Below are 14,666 nucleotides of genomic sequence, written 5' to 3'. Positions count from 1 at the left end.
GCACGACCGCGCGGCGAGCCCCCGCCGGGCGCCGCACGCGCGCCCGGCGGGTCGCACGAAACAGCACCTCAAGACCGCGCTCGGGCTGTTCTTCACGGCGGTCATGCTGTTCCCGGTCTACTGGATGATCAACGTGTCACTCACCAAGGACACCGACATGCGGGCCGACCCACCGCGCCTGCTTCCCCTCGACGGGACGCTGGAGGGATACCGCGCCGTCATCGAGCAGCAGATGCCGTACCTCGGAACGAGTTTGATCGTGGGTCTCGGCACGGTGGCCCTGACCCTCGTGCTCTCCGCGCCCGCCGGTTTCGCGCTGGCGAAGCTGCGCCCGAAGGGCGGCGGCGCGCTCAGCTTCGTGCTGCTGATCGCCCAGATGATCCCGGGAATCATCATGGCGATGGGCTTCTACGCCATCTACCTGCGGCTCGGCGTGCTCAACACGGTGCCCGGCCTGATCCTGGCGGACTCCACCATCGCGGTCCCGTTCGGCGTGCTGATCTTCACGGCGTTCATGTCCGGCATCCCCGACGAGCTGATCAACGCGGCGCTGATCGACGGCGCGACCCGGTGGCGCACCTTCGTCTCGGTGATCCTGCCGGTGTCACGCAACGCGATCGTCACGGTGTCACTCTTCGCGTTCCTGTGGGCGTGGTCGGACTTCGTCTTCGCCAGCACTCTCGACGGCGGCGGTGACGCCCAGCCGATCACCCTCGGCATCTACCAGTACATCGGCAACAACAACCAGCAGTGGAACGCGATCATGGCGACCGCCGTGGTCGCCTCCATCCCCGCAACGCTGCTGCTCATCATCGCCCAGCGTTACGTCGCGGCCGGCGTCACCGCCGGCGCAGTCAAGGACTGAGGAACCACATGTCTGCACTCCAGGGCCCCGTCGTGCCCACGCCCGATGCCCTCGCCGCGCTCCGGCCGCTGCCCGCCGACGCGGTGCGGCTCACCCCGGACGGTCTGCTCGGCGCCTGGCAGGAACGCAACGCGGCGTCCACGTTGCCGCACTGCGTCACCCGGCTGTCCACCCACGGCAACCTGGACAATCTGCGCCGGGTCACCGGGGATTCCGACACCGCGTTCACGGGTTTCTGGTTCGCCGACACCGATGTGCACAAGACGCTCGAGGCGGCGTTCTGGTCCGGCACCCAGCAGGCTTTCGTGGAGGAGGCCGCCGCCCTGCTGGAGAAGGCCCAGGACGCGGACGGATACCTGGACTCCTACTACCAGGATCCGGAGCACCGGACCCGACAGTGGACGGAACTGCATTTCAGCCACGAGATGTACACGGCCGGCCATCTGATCCAGGCGGCGGTCGCCGCGGCACGTTCCGCGCCCGACGATCCGGTGGCCCAGCAGGTCGTCTCGGTCGCGCGCCGTTTCGCCGATCTTCTGGTGCAACGGTACGGGCAATCGCGCGAGACCGACGGCCACCCGGAGATCGAGACCGCCCTCGCCGAGCTGTACCGGGTGACCGGGCACCGGCCGTACCTCGATCTGGCCGCCCGTTTCCTGGACAACCGTGGCCACCAGGTGCTGGGGCCGGGCCGGTTCGGGCCGGCCTACTACCAGGACCACCAACCGCTGCGCGAGACCGACGAGGTGACCGGCCACGTGGTCCGGCAGCTCTACCTGCTGGCCGGCGCGGTCGACGTGGCCGTGGAGACCGGTGACCGGGAACTGCTGGCCGTCACCGAGCGGCTGTGGGACTCGGCGCTGGACAGCCGCACCTACATCACCGGCGGGCAGGGTTCCCGGCACCGGGACGAGGCCTACGGCGACGCCTACGAGCTGCCGCCGGACCGCGCCTACGCCGAGACCTGCGCCGCGATCGCGAGTTTCCAACTCGGCTGGCGGTTGCTGCTGGCCACCGGCAAGGTGAAGTACGCCGACGAGATGGAGCGGGTGCTCTACAACGCGATCGCCGCGAGCACCGCCGTCGACGGGACCGCGTTCTTCTACTCCACCCCGTTGCAGCGCCGCACCGGCCACGACGGCGGCGGCGAGAACGCGCCCGGTCACCGCCTGGACTGGTACGAGTGCGCCTGCTGCCCGCCGAACCTGGCCCGGCTGATGGCGTCACTGCACACCTACGCCGCCACCGGTGACGACAACGGTCTTCAACTGCACCTCTACGCCGACGGCACGGTGGCGGCGGGCGGTCACACGGTCACCGTCCAGACCCGGTACCCGTGGGACGAGGAGATCACCGTCACTGTCACCTCGCCGTCCGACCAGCCGTGGACGCTGTCGCTGCGGATCCCGGCCTGGTGCCCGGACGCCCGCCTCGCCGTCAACGGCACCCCGGCCCCGTCCCGTGACCAGGTCAAGGACGGATACCTGCGCCTGCACCGCATCTGGCACCCCGGCGACCGGATCGTGCTCACCCTGACCATGCCGGTCCGCCTGGTCGCCGCGCATCCCCGGGTGGACGCCGTCCGCGGCGCGGCCGCCCTGACCCGCGGCCCGCTCGTGCACTGCCTGGAACACGCCGACCTGCCCACGTCCGGGCCGCTGGCCGGCGCCCTGTTCGAGGATCTGGAACTCGACCCGGCGGCCCCGGCCGCGGTGGCCTACCACGGCAGCGGCCTGGCGCCGGTCACGTTGCGGGTCGGGGTCCGTCTCCGGGCGGCGTCCGGCGGCCCGCTCTACCGGGACCTGAACCGGACCATCCCGCCCCCGGCGGCGACCACCACGGTCACCGCCATCCCCTACTTCCTGTGGGCCAACCGCGAACCCGGCCCGATGCGGGTCTGGATCCCGCTGGCGCCACGGGAGGAGTAAACCGTCCCCTTCCCCCATCCACCGAGGTGAACCGTGCGCTACCGACCCGCAGTTCTCCTACTGGTCCTGGCCGGGCTGGCCGTCCCCAGCCCGGCACGGGCCGCCGGCAACACCCTCACCGTCAACGTCGGCACCGTCGTCCGGCCGGTCACCCATGTCGCCTCCGGCGGCCTGTACGCCGTGGACACCGGAACCAAGCCGCCGCTGGAGCAGATGTACCCGCTCCGGCTCAACCACCTGACCCAGCCGCCGCCCGGCGTTCAGCAGCTCGGCAACGGCGCCACCACACCCTGCTGCGACGGCGCGCTCGCCGCCGGGAAGGTCACCAGCGCCGGCGCCCAGCAGTTCTGGCGGCTCCCGGACATCTACAAGGACTTCCCGTACAGGTGGGTGAGCTGGACCGACTGGGAGGCCAAGGTCCGCACCATGGTGCAGACCCGGCTCAACGCCACGACCACCACCAACGTCGACGGCTACGAACTCTGGAACGAACCCGACTGGACCTGGAACACCAGTGCCGCCGGGACGTTCAACGCGGGCTGGACCCGTACCCATCGACTGATCCGCACGCTCGACACGGTGACCCCGATCGTCGGGCCCAGCCACTCGGTCTACAACCACGACTGGATGGTCGGCTTCCTCACCAACGCCCGCGACACCGCCACCCTGCCCGACGTGATCGTCTGGCACGAACTGGAGAACGACAAGTATCTCGACGTGCAGGCGCACGTCGCCGACTACCGGGCGATCGAGTCGTCGCTGGGCATCTCACCGCGACCCATCTCGATCAACGAGTACGCCTCCCCGTCCCAGGTGGACATCCCGAGCGTGGCCGTGCACTACATGGCGGTCTTCGAGCGGCACGGCATCCGGTCGGCGGAGCGCGCCTACTGGTACGAGGCGGGCACCCTCAACGGTCTGCTCTACAACAACGCGCCGACCTCGTCGTACTGGACCTACAAGTGGTACGGCGACATGGCCGGCAACATCGTGCAGACCGTCCCCGGCTCGTGGCTGGAGGGCGTCGCCGCCTACGACAGCACCCGCAAGGTCGTGAACGTGGTGCTGGGCGGCGACAGCGGCGACAACACGGTCCGGGTCAACGGGCTGGGCGCGCTCGGCTCGCAGGTGCGGGTCACCCTGTCGCGCAGCGGCACGACCGGCCGGTTCACCAACCAGAGCGCGCCGATCGCGGTGTCGTCGGCCACCTACACGGTGTCGAACGGCAGCATCAGTGTGCCGGTGACCGGCATGCACGCATGGGATTCGTATCAACTGTTGATCGCGCCTGCATCGGGTGCGTCGACATGGCAGCAGCGGTACGAGGCGGAGAACGCCACTGTCGTCAACGCCAACCGGTTCTCGTCCGGCTCGGCGTCCAACGGCGGGTACGTCGGGCAGATCGACGGCTCGGCGAATCCCCGTAACCAGTCGTTCGTCGACTTCCTGGTCAACGTGCCGGCAGCGCGGTCGTACACGATGACTATCGGGTACGCCAACGCGACCGGGGCGACGGCCACGCACGGGCTGGCGTACAACGGTGGCGGCTGGCAGACGATCAGCTACCCGCCGACCGCCGCGTGGGGTGTGTTCGGTTCGACGGTGAACACCACGGTCACGCTGAAGGCGGGCTGGAACATGATCCGCCTGGCCAAGGGCTCACCGAACCTGACGGCCGGCACGGGTTACGCCGAACTCGACTACATCCACCTCGCCTGACACTGTTTCTCCTGGTCAGCCCATGGGTACTCCGACATGAAAGATCCACACACGGGGGTGTCCGACATGACGGGAACTCATGGGCTGATCACCATCGCACTGCTCGGGTCGGGGCTGCTCGCCGGCGTGGCATCGCCGGCCCGCGCCGACGCCGGGACGTGCAGCGCGCCACGGCACGTCGTCTTCGACACGCCGGGCCGCAACACCCGGATGGACGTACGGCTGTGCCTGCTGCACGGCACACCCACGCGCGGCGCCTACGCCCACGTCGCGTGGGCCCGGGGCGGTGACGACGACGGGGAGCGGGGGTTCGAGGCGCTCACCCTCCACTACCACCTGCAACGGCACAACGAGAACGTCGCCCTCGGCACCTGCAACCTCGCGCCCCGCGTCAACGGGACCGCCACCGGCGCGTACAAGTGCGAGAAGGTGGAGCTGCGCGTCCCGGCCGCGGGCGGCTGGAGCGCCGACGGCTATCTCGAGTACAACGTCGACCGCGACGGCGCCGGCCTGAAACGGGTGGACCTGCGCGGTTCACCGGTCGTCGCCCACTGACCGGAGGAACGTTCGCGGCACCGGCGTGGCTTCACCGTGCCCGGGCGCACCCCGGCAGGTTGCGCGGTGCCGGGCATGGACCTCGGGCTCCGCCGCTTCCCGGCGCGCCGTGTCCGGCCGTTAGGGTGCGGCGCATGAGACTGTTCGGAACGGTGGCCGGCCTCTACGACACCGCCCGCCCCGGGTATCCACCGGCCGTCGCCGACATGATCGTCGACCATCACGGTGGCGTCCCGGCCTCGGCCGTCGAGATCGGCGCGGGTACCGGCAAGGGCACCGAGGTCTTCGCCGCCCTCGGCGCGCCGCTGACCTGTATCGAACCCGATCCTGACATGGCCGCCGTGCTCGCCGGCCGCTTCCCCCGGGCGAGCGTCCACGTCGGCTCCTTCGAGGAGTGGACGCCTCCGGCCGAGGGCGTCGAACTGGTCGCCTGCGCGATGGCGTGGCACTGGCTGGACCCGGGCCGCCGCAACGATCTCGCCTACGCCGCGCTCGCGCCCGGCGGCACGCTGGCCGTTCTGGGTCACCGTTACGGCTACCAGGATCCGGAACAGGGCGCCGCCGTTCAGGAGGCGCTGAACGCCCTCGACCCGACCGTTCAGGAGCGGCCGATCGACTGGTTCCACACGGACGTTCTCGCGTCCGGGCGCTTCACCGGCGTACAGAAGAGGGTCTTGAACACCAGCCTGCCCCTCGCCAAGGACGACTATCTCGCCCTGGTCCGGACCTTCGGTCCGTTTCTGCGCCACTCCCCCGAGGTGCAGCGGAAAGGTCTCACCGCGCTCGGCCGCCTGGTCGACGGCTTCGGCGGCACGATCGTCCTGGATCTGCGCACCACCCTGGTTCTCGCCACCAGGGGGCGCGAGCCGGCGGCTGATGCGCCCGGTTGATCCGGCCGGTTCAACCCTGGATCGTGGGCCGGCCGGCTTGGACGAGACGACAACCGCCCGCGTCAGCCTGGGAAGGGGATCCGTCCCCTGATGCCCCGAAGAAGATAGCCAGTCGAGAGAACGATGGAAAGATCAATATCACCGCGACGGCCATGGCCGGCCCCACCCGCGACATGCTTCAGCGGAGCGGGCCGCGCACCGGTTTGCCGGTCGCGGTACGGCGCAACTCCGTGACGATGGTGATCTCATTCGGTCGCTCGTGCCGGGGCAGCCGTGTGGCCAGCCACTCCCGCAGGTCGCCGGCTGTGAGCGTACGGCCGGGTCGGGTCTCCACGGTGGCCCGCAGCCGCTGCCCGAACTCGTCGTCCGCGACCGGCTCCAGCAGCACGTCCGCGACGTCGGGGTGGCTGGTGATCACGGCGGCCACCGGGCCGGGATACACGTTCTCGCCACCGGAGACGATCATGTCGTCGAGCCGGCCGTCGACGAACAGCCGTCCGGCCGGGTCGAGATGCCCGAGGTCGCCGGTGGGGTGCCAGCGGCCGTCCGGATGCCAGCCCCGCACCCGGATCTCGCCGATGCGGCCCAGTGGCAGCGGTGTGCCGTCCGGCGCGGCGATCCGGACCTGCACGCCGCGGGGCGCCCGCCCGACCGTGCCGGGCGCGGCCCGCAGGTCGGCCGGAGTAGCCATCGCGGCCCAGCCGGCCTCGGTGGTGGCGTACATGTTGAACGTCCGGTCCCCGAAGCGCTCCCGCAGACGTTCGCACAGGTCACGGTCGAGTGGGGCGGCACCGCTGATCACCGCCCGCAGCGAGCCGAGATCCGGCCACGCCGACTCCGGCAGGTCGCAGATGCGGCGAAGCTGGACCGGCAACGCGAAGAGCAGGCCGGCCCGGTTGGCGGCGACCGCGGCCAGGATCCGCTCCGGGTCGCCGCCGGGCACGAGCACCACGGAAGCGCCCAGGGTGAGGCCGGCGGACAGGTAGGTGAGCCCGTACCCGTGATGCGGCGGGGTGGCCACCACGATGGGCTCGCCGGGCCGCACCGGCGTCAGCCTCAGGTGGGTGGTGACCGGGCCGAGCAGCATGCGCAGCGGCAGTGGACGGGAGACGGCGCGGGGCACGCCGGTGGTGCCGGAGGTCAGCACGTACACGTTGCCCGGCCGTCGTGCCGCGACGGGAGGCGCGCTCTCCCCGGTGATCAGATCCGGCCACGGCGTCGCGGAAAGGCCGACGGTGGAATGCGGCGTCGCGGGAGCGCCGACGGTGGCGAAATGCGGCGTCGCGGAAAGACCGGCGGTGGAGTGTGGACCCTCGCCGCTGATCAGATCCGGCCGCGGCGTCATGGGGAGGCCGGCGGCGACGTCCGGCTCGTGCACCAGCCGGCCGATCCGTTCCTGGTCCGTCACCGCCGCGAGGCGCTCGCCGGGCAGGTCCGGCGGCAGCAGGATCACATCGGCTCCCAGCCGGGACAGCCCGGCCGCGGCCGCCACGAAACCGCGGTGCCCACCGCAGGCCAGGCCGACCCGGTCGCCGGGCCCCACGCCGAGGGCTGCCGCGCCCGCCGCGCAGGCGCCGGCCATCGCGTCCAGCTCCGGGTAGGTGACCGGCCCGTCCGCGTCGACCAGGGCGATCCCGTCGGGCGGTCCGGCGGCGAGCGCGGTGGCGAGGCTGCGCCCGTGCCGGCGGCCGGCGCGCAGCAGCCGCACCACCCGGCCGGGCCGCCACAGCCCGGTCGCGGCCAGCACCCGCAACGGCTCGGCGGCGTCGATCGCCCACACCCCGGCGGCCAGCGCCCGTTCGACGGTGCGCGGCATCGCCGCCGAGACGACCGCGCCGAGCCGGGCCCACCACGGCGACCAGGAGCGGCGGTGCGCCACCGACCGGCAGACGATCTCCGCGGCCTCGGCCGCCGACATCATCGGTGCCCGCGCATAGTGCCGCGTGGGCGCGCTCATCCGGGTGCGGACCAGATTGAGGTACGCCGTGCTGACGGTGACATGGTCGCGCCGCAGCTCGACGGCGGCGCCGCGCAGCCACGTGTCGAACGCGGCCTTCGACGAGTGGTAGGCCGACCAGAGCGGCGTGTGCAGGGACAACCCGGCCGTGGAGACGTTGACGATGTGCCCGCCACCGGCCGCCCGCATCGCCGGGAGCAGCACGAGCAGCAACTGGACCGGGCCGAGATGGTTGACGCCGATGGTGCGCTGGATGTCGTGGAACCGGTCGGCGGTGTCCGCGACCGATCGCCGGATGGAGCGTCCGGCGTTGCTGACCACCACGTCGATCCGGGGATAGCCAGCCACCAGTTCGGTGGCCAGGACGGCGGCCGCCTCCGGCGACGACAGGTCGGCCGGGTGTGTGAAGGCGCGCCCGCCCGCCGCCTCGATCTCCGCGCGTACCTCTTCGAGGCGTTCGGCGGTGCGCGCCACCAGCAGCACGGTGGCGCCGGCCGCGGCGAGCCGGCGGGCCGTGGCGGCGCCGATCCCCTCGGAGGCGCCGGTGATCAGCACGGTGCGGCCGGACACGGCGGCCCGCAGCCGCCGTTCCTGGGGGCCGCGACCGGTGATGCCCGCCATGATCCGCATCCATCGCCCGAGATGATTCACCGGACCATTGTGAAGCCCGGCGCCGCTGGACCGTCAGGCGTCGTGATCGTCGCCGAATTCGGGCGGCAGGTCGTCGCTGAGCAGGTCCTCGGCGCGGCCGTCGAGCAGCTTGGCGGTCTCGATGGAGCGCGGCAGCATGGTGTCCTCGTACGCCCGGACAGCCTCGCCGATGGTTGCGGAGCCGGCGAGCGCGAGCGCGAGCTCGGCGGCGTCGAGCATGGCGAGGTTGACGCCGACGCCGAGCGGGGGCATGAGGTGGGCGGCGTCCCCGAGCAGGGCGACGGTCGGGCTGTGCTCCCAGGTGTGTGGAACGGGAAGCGCGAAGATCGGCCGGTCGACGTAGGGGCCGTCGTTGTCGCTGATCATCTGTCGCATGCGAGGGGACCAGCCGGCGAACTCGTCGAGCAGGTGGGCACGGATCCCGGCGGTGTCGCCGGGCCGCAGGCCGGCGGCGGTGATCCAGTCGGCCGGGACCTGACGGATGATGTAGACACGGATGTGGTCACCGCTGTTGCGCTGGCCCCACAGCGCGCGCCGGCCGTCGGCTCCGGTGGCGCTGCCCTGGCCGACCAGTGTGGACAGCTCGGTGTGCCGATCCGCCACGTCATGGAACCAGGCTTCGGTGAAGCTCACACCGGTGTACCGCGGGACGGCGGGTGAGACGGCCGGGCGAACGCGGGAGAACGCGCCGTCGGCGCCGATGACCAGATCCGTCTCGACGACGGCGCCGCCGGCGAAGTGCAGTGTGCGGGGACCGTCGGCGGGCCCGCTGACGCGGGTGAGCGCCTGCCCCCACCGCACACTGCCGGGCGACAGCGAATCGAGCAGGAGGTCGCGGAGCCGACCTCGGTCGATCTCGGGTTTGAACAGCTCACCCTCCTCCGGGACGATGTGCGCCCGCAGCTCGCCGTCGATGCCCAGGACGCGCATCTCCTGGCCCTCCGGGCGGGACAGCCGGAGGAATCCGTCGAGCAGACCGGCCTCGCGCAGGGCGAGCTGGCCGTTGTCGGCACGCAGGTCGAGGGTGCCGCCCTGGTCGCGGGCGTCGCGGCCGGGATCACGGTCGTAGACGGTGACCGCGATGCCGTGCCGTTGCAGGATGCGGGCGCAGGTGAGCCCGGCGGGCCCGGCGCCGATGATGCTGATCCGGGCTTGGCTGATCGGTGACGTCATGACTCCAGAAAAGCAGAACGAGTTCAAAAGTGCAACGAGTCAACTTTTTGCCTGGTGCCACTCACCCCTATACTCGGCTCATGACCCAGACCCCTGTCGGCCGTCGCGAACGCAAGAAGGCGGCAACGCGGCAGGCGATCGCCGACGCGGCCCTTCGCCTGTTCCTCGAGCACGGTTACGACCGGGTGAGCCTGCGCGACATCGCCGACGCGGCCGACGTGTCGACCACGACGCTGTTCAAGCATTTCCCCGGCAAGGAAGCGCTGGTCTTCGACCAGGAGCAGGACAACGAGGCTCAGCTGATCGCGGCGGTGCGTGAGCGGGCCGGCGGCCCAAGCATGGTGGAGGCTCTCCGCGAGCACCTGCTCGGCGCCTACCTTCCCATCGCGCGGCATCCCCAGGCGGCCGATTTCCTCGCCCTGGTCGACGCCACGCCGGCCCTGCGGTCGTACGCCGAACGCATGTGGACCCGGCACACCGACAGTCTCAGCGCCGCCATCGCCGAGGAGTACGGCGTGGACCACGACGACCTCGCCTGCGTGACGCTGGCCAGATTCGTACTCGAGATCCCCGCCCTCGTCCGCGGCCGACCGGATCCGCGCGCCGCCATCGAGGCGATCTTCGACATCCTGGCGCGTGGCTGGGCGCCACCGGACGGCGTCAGGTGACCAGGCCGCGGCGGTAGGCGTAGACCACGGCCTGGACCCGGTCGCGCAGGTCCAGTTTGGTGAGGATCCGCGAGACGTACGTCTTGACCGTCTCCTGGCTGATCACCAGGGTCGCCGCGATCTCACTGTTGGACAGCCCGTTCGCGATCAGGCACAGCACCTCCAGCTCGCGTGCGCTCAGCGGCACGTCACCGGGGGTGTCCGCGGCCGGGCGGATGCGGGCCGCGTACCGTCCGACGAGTTGACGGGTGACCTCGGGGGCGAGCAGCGCCGCACCCGCCGCCACGGTGCGGATGCCGTGCAGCAGGTGCGCCGGCGGGGCGTCCTTGAGCAGGAAACCGCTGGCGCCGGCCCGCAGCGACTCGTAGACGTACTCGTCGAGGTTGAACGTCGTCACGACCAGCACCTTGACCGGATGCGGCACACCGGCGCCGGCCAGCTGGGTGGTGGCCCCGATACCGTCGAGACCAGGCATGCGCACGTCCATCACCACCACGTCCGGCTCGAGTTCGCGGGCGAGCGCGACCGCGGCGTGGCCGTCACCGCACTCACCGACCACCGCCATGTCCGGCTGGGCGCCGATGATCGTGGCGAATCCGGTCCGGATCAACGGTTGATCGTCACAGACCAGCACCCGGATCACGCGCCCACCCCGACCGGAATCCTTGCGGTGACCAGGAAACCGCCCTCGGCCCGTGGGCCCGCGGTGAAGTCGCCGCCCAGCGTGCCGACGCGCTCGCGCAACCCGGCCAGGCCGCGCCCGCTCCCACCGGGTGACGCCGTACTCGAACCCGATCCGTCCGTGCTGACGCGCACGTCTATCTCCCCCACCCCGTAGCGCACCGTGACGCTGGTCCGCGCGCCGTGGTCGTACTTCAGGGCGTTCGTCAGCGCCTCCTGCGCGACACGGTAGACGGTGGCGCCCGCACCGCCCGGGGTGCCCGGCGAACTTCCCTGCTCGACCAGCTCCACCGGCTGCCCGGCCCGCCGGGTCTGCTCGACCAGCACCCGCAGCTCATCGCCATGAGCGGGGTTGAGCAGATCGAGCAGGTGCCGCAGGTCGGTGATCGCGTGCCGCCCGGTGTCCGACACCGCGGTCAGCGCCTCGTCGAGCCGCTCGGGTGCCGCGGTCAGGTATCGCGCCGCCTCGGCCTGCACCACCATCGCGGTCACATGGTGGGTCACCACGTCGTGCAGCTCCCGTGCGATCCGGGTACGTTCGGCGGCCCGCGCCGTCTCCTCCGCATGCCGGCGACGTTCCATCTCGGCCAGCCGGGTGCGCCGCATCCCGGCCCCGACCGCCCACATCGAAGCCAGCAACGCGTAGAAGAGCGCCACCACGTCGAATCCGAGTTGCCCCGCGCGGGCCAGCACGGCGGCCAGCGCGAGGAACCCGGCGGACGCCACGATCATCGTCGCCCGGCGGTGGTGTGCCACGTGGATACCCGCGCTGATCAGCGCGATCGACAGAGCGGTGCCGCCGAGCGTGTTCCAGCCGCAGAGCTGGTCGGCCGCGAAGCCGGTGAACACCAGGGCCAGACAGGTCACGGGCCGTTTGCGGCGGATCGCCAGCGGCAGGCACTCGACGGTGATGGCCAGCACGCCCCAGACGCCGAACGGCCGGGCCGGCACCAGGTCGGCGAGCTGGGTGCCGTGCCGGTGCCAGGCCGGGACCAGGGCCAGCGCGGTGAGCAGGAGCGCGACCGGAAGGTCCTGGACGGTGACGTCGAGGCGGCGCCACTGGTCCCGCAGATCGGCGACGCTGCTCACCGGTCGATTGTAGAGGCGAGCGCGGGCTCGGCGTTGCGGCGCCTCGGCAACAGGTTGCCGCGGCGATGGGCCAGCCACATGAACGCCGCCGTGACCAGAACGCCGGCCACCACGGTGAAGACGCTCGCCTCCGGGCCGAACTGCCCACCGCTGATGAGCGCGTCACCGGTCGACTCCGAATCCAGAACCGCCTGCTGTTCGCCGTTTCCGGAGACCGCGGAGCCGAAGATCGCGCCCTGCGCGTAGTTCCAGCCGAAATGCAGGCCGATCGGCAGCCACAGGCTACGGGTGGCGACGTACGCGGACGTCAGCATGCCGCCGCCGGAGATCGCGATACAGAGCGCGCCCCACAACGTGGCGTCCTTGTTGAGCAGGTGCATGCCGCCGAACACCAGCGCGGACACCGCCAGCGCCGCCCACGTGCCGGTGAGCTTCTCCAGATGCCGGAACAGCACGCCCCGGAAGATCAGCTCCTCGATCGTCACGGCCGCCGCCATGAACCCGATCAGGCCCACCGCGTTGATCGGGTCGTCGCCGATCCCGATGATCCGGTAACCGCCGTTGGCCGCGATCACACCGATCACCGCCGCGAAGATCGCGAAACCCAGCAGCGTGCCCCTGATCAGCCCGGACGCGGCTGCCCGGCGGGCCAGCTCGGTCACCTCACGTTTCTCGGTGGCCCGCACCACGCCGTAGTAGACCGCCGTCACAACCACCGCGCCGACCACACCCGCGACCAGCGAGAGCCAGGCGTTGCCGTCCGCTGAGCGGGACAGGAGACGGGCCAGGAACGAGGCCGCGACCACCGCTACGAATTGGAGAAGGAACCGCATGACACACCCTTCGCAGAATCCGCGGCAGGACCGCCGCGACTGCGAAGAAAACTACGGATCGTCACGAGAGAAAACGTCACCTCTCGGCGGACACTTGCGTGTAGCTCGCCCGAGCTACACGTCTGGTCAGGCCACAAAGGACGTGAGGGCGGCGGCCACGGCCGCCGGGTTCTCCTCCGCCATGTGGTGACCGGATTCGATCGGTACGCCGTGCACGTCCCGCGCCCAGGAACGCCAGATGGCGGTGGGGTCGCCGTACAGGTCCTCCATGTCGTCGCGGGTCGACCACAGGAAGAGGGTGGGGCAGTCCACGAGGCGGCCGGCGCGACGGTCGGCCTCCTCGTGGTCGCGGTCGACGCCGAGGCCGGCCCGGTAGTCCTCCAGCATCGCCCGTACCGTGTCGGGGTCGTGGATCGCGGCCCGGAACTCGGCATGGTTGGCGCCGCCCATCCGCGCCGGGCCGGGCGTGCCGTACCAGGCGTCCGGATCGGCCATGATGGCCCGCTCGGGTCTGCCCGGCTGGGCGAAGAAGAACCAGTGGTACCAGTCGTGGGCGAACTTCGCGTCGCACCGGGCCAGCGCCTCGCTGATCGGCACGCCGTCCATCACCACGAGACGGCGGACCGCCTCCGGATGGTCGAGGGCCAGCCGCAGCGCGACGTAGCAGCCGCGGTCGTGCCCGGCCACCGCGAACGCGGTGTGCCCGAGCGCCCGCATGAGGGCGAGCATGTCACCGGCGACGGCCCGTTTGGACTGTTGTGAGTGGTCCGGCCGGATCGGCGCCTTGCCGGACCTGCCGTAGCCGCGCATGTCCGGGCAGACCACGCTGAAACCCCGTTCGACCAGCCTGGGCGCCACTCGGTGCCAGGTCGATCCGGTACGCGGATGCCCGTGGATCAACAGCACCGGCGACCCGTCCCCACCGTGCCGCACCCGCAGCGCCACCTCACCGACGTCGACCATCTCGTCCACGAAGCCCTCGAACATGGACCGTCTGCTTACCCCGTTCCGGGGTCTGCAGGCCGGACCGCGTCCACGCACTCCACGGTGCCGGCCCTCGTGCGCCGCGTCGCCGCGATCGTGAACCCGGCCGCGCGGACCAGCGGCACCTGGCGGCGGGTGAAGTGCTCGCCGGCCGCCGGGATGGTGAACCGCTCGAACACCCACTGGAACGCGTGGATCGGCGGCCACGTGCTCACCACGTGATCGAGCAGCAGCAACCGTCCGCCCGGCACCAGCACCCGCCGGGCCTCGGCGATCGCGGCGGCCGGATCCGGGACGGTGCGCAGCGCCAGCGCGCAGACCACCGTGTCGAACGAGCCGTCGGCGAACGGCAGCCGCTCCGCGTCACCCTCGTGCAGATCGACCGGACGGCCCAGGTCCGCCGCCCGCCGCCGGACCAGCGCCAGCATCGCCGGGCTCAGATCGAGGCCGGTGACCGTGACGTCATCCGGGTAGTGCGCCAGATTCCCGCCGGTGCCGACGCCGACGTCCAGGACCCGGCCCCGCGCCCGCGCGGCCAGCCACACCCGGCCGTCGCCGAACATGTGCCGCTCCAGGAACGCCATCCGCCGGTCGTAGCTGGGCGCCACCTGATCCCAGATCCGGCGCGCCTTGACGATGCTCCCTGACTCGGCCATACCGCCAGTGTCGCCCG

The 14,666-nt window shown here is 71.4% G+C and carries 13 protein-coding genes; 6 read left to right on the top strand and 7 right to left on the bottom strand.

Going from position 1 to position 14,666, the window contains the following annotated elements; all coding sequences use genetic code 11:
- The first annotated feature begins 103 nt into the window (after window positions 1–103).
- From IEZ13_RS40340 to IEZ13_RS40320, 5 genes are all read left to right on the top strand, one after another.
- Window positions 104–865, top strand: coding sequence for a carbohydrate ABC transporter permease (locus IEZ13_RS40340; RefSeq protein WP_183226904.1), 762 nt, complete (start codon window positions 104–106; stop codon window positions 863–865).
- An 8-nt stretch (window positions 866–873) separates the two neighbouring features.
- Window positions 874–2,793, top strand: a complete 1,920-nt coding sequence (locus IEZ13_RS40335) for a glycoside hydrolase family 127 protein (RefSeq protein WP_183226854.1) — start codon at window positions 874–876, stop codon at window positions 2,791–2,793.
- 33 nt (window positions 2,794–2,826) lie between these two features.
- The gene (locus tag IEZ13_RS40330; protein ID WP_183226855.1) at window positions 2,827–4,512 is read left to right on the top strand and encodes a carbohydrate-binding protein; all 1,686 of its coding nucleotides are present in this window, start codon (window positions 2,827–2,829) and stop codon (window positions 4,510–4,512) included.
- A 66-nt stretch (window positions 4,513–4,578) separates the two neighbouring features.
- On the top strand, window positions 4,579–5,067 hold the full coding sequence (locus IEZ13_RS40325; RefSeq protein ID WP_183226856.1) for a hypothetical protein: 489 nt from the start codon (window positions 4,579–4,581) through the stop codon (window positions 5,065–5,067).
- Window positions 5,068–5,201: 134 nt separating this feature from the next.
- Window positions 5,202–5,957 carry a class I SAM-dependent methyltransferase gene (locus IEZ13_RS40320; RefSeq protein WP_183226857.1) on the top strand — a complete coding sequence of 252 codons (756 nt, stop codon included), beginning with the start codon at window positions 5,202–5,204 and terminating at the stop codon, window positions 5,955–5,957.
- A 178-nt stretch (window positions 5,958–6,135) separates the two neighbouring features.
- Here IEZ13_RS40320 and IEZ13_RS40315 read toward each other — a convergent pair whose 3' ends face one another.
- Window positions 6,136–8,565, bottom strand: coding sequence for an SDR family NAD(P)-dependent oxidoreductase (locus IEZ13_RS40315; RefSeq protein WP_183226858.1), 2,430 nt, complete (start codon window positions 8,563–8,565; stop codon window positions 6,136–6,138).
- Window positions 8,566–8,598: 33 nt separating this feature from the next.
- The gene (locus IEZ13_RS40310) at window positions 8,599–9,738 is read right to left on the bottom strand and encodes an FAD-dependent oxidoreductase (RefSeq protein ID WP_183226859.1); all 1,140 of its coding nucleotides are present in this window, start codon (window positions 9,736–9,738) and stop codon (window positions 8,599–8,601) included.
- A gap of 80 nt (window positions 9,739–9,818) precedes the next feature.
- Between IEZ13_RS40310 and IEZ13_RS40305 the strand changes: the two genes are divergently transcribed.
- Window positions 9,819–10,406: a TetR/AcrR family transcriptional regulator gene (locus IEZ13_RS40305; RefSeq protein WP_183226860.1), complete on the top strand. Its 588-nt coding sequence runs from the start codon at window positions 9,819–9,821 to the stop codon at window positions 10,404–10,406.
- Here the strand turns inward: IEZ13_RS40305 and IEZ13_RS40300 are convergent.
- The 5 genes from IEZ13_RS40300 to IEZ13_RS40280 all read right to left on the bottom strand — a co-directional run bounded on the left by IEZ13_RS40300 (window position 10,399) and on the right by IEZ13_RS40280 (window position 14,649).
- The gene (locus IEZ13_RS40300; RefSeq protein ID WP_183226861.1) at window positions 10,399–11,049 is read right to left on the bottom strand and encodes a response regulator; all 651 of its coding nucleotides are present in this window, start codon (window positions 11,047–11,049) and stop codon (window positions 10,399–10,401) included. The two genes, IEZ13_RS40305 and IEZ13_RS40300, sit on opposite strands and share 8 nt — an antisense overlap.
- Window positions 11,046–12,176, bottom strand: a complete 1,131-nt coding sequence (locus IEZ13_RS40295; protein WP_183226862.1) for a sensor histidine kinase — start codon at window positions 12,174–12,176, stop codon at window positions 11,046–11,048. Before IEZ13_RS40295 ends, IEZ13_RS40300 begins: the two co-directional genes overlap by 4 nt.
- The gene (locus IEZ13_RS40290; protein WP_183226863.1) at window positions 12,173–13,009 is read right to left on the bottom strand and encodes a CPBP family intramembrane glutamic endopeptidase; all 837 of its coding nucleotides are present in this window, start codon (window positions 13,007–13,009) and stop codon (window positions 12,173–12,175) included. Before IEZ13_RS40290 ends, IEZ13_RS40295 begins: the two co-directional genes overlap by 4 nt.
- A gap of 126 nt (window positions 13,010–13,135) precedes the next feature.
- On the bottom strand, window positions 13,136–13,996 hold the full coding sequence (locus IEZ13_RS40285) for an alpha/beta fold hydrolase (protein ID WP_183226864.1): 861 nt from the start codon (window positions 13,994–13,996) through the stop codon (window positions 13,136–13,138).
- Between the two features lie 11 nt (window positions 13,997–14,007).
- On the bottom strand, window positions 14,008–14,649 hold the full coding sequence (locus tag IEZ13_RS40280) for a class I SAM-dependent methyltransferase (RefSeq protein ID WP_183226865.1): 642 nt from the start codon (window positions 14,647–14,649) through the stop codon (window positions 14,008–14,010).
- Between the last annotated feature and the right edge of the window lie 17 nt (window positions 14,650–14,666).

The sequence above is a fragment of the Actinoplanes campanulatus genome, assembly GCF_014647795.1.
In the GTDB taxonomy this organism is placed as follows: domain Bacteria; phylum Actinomycetota; class Actinomycetes; order Mycobacteriales; family Micromonosporaceae; genus Actinoplanes; species Actinoplanes campanulatus.
Note: the sequence above shows the minus strand (reverse complement) of the source record. Positions and strands in the feature narration are given on the sequence as shown.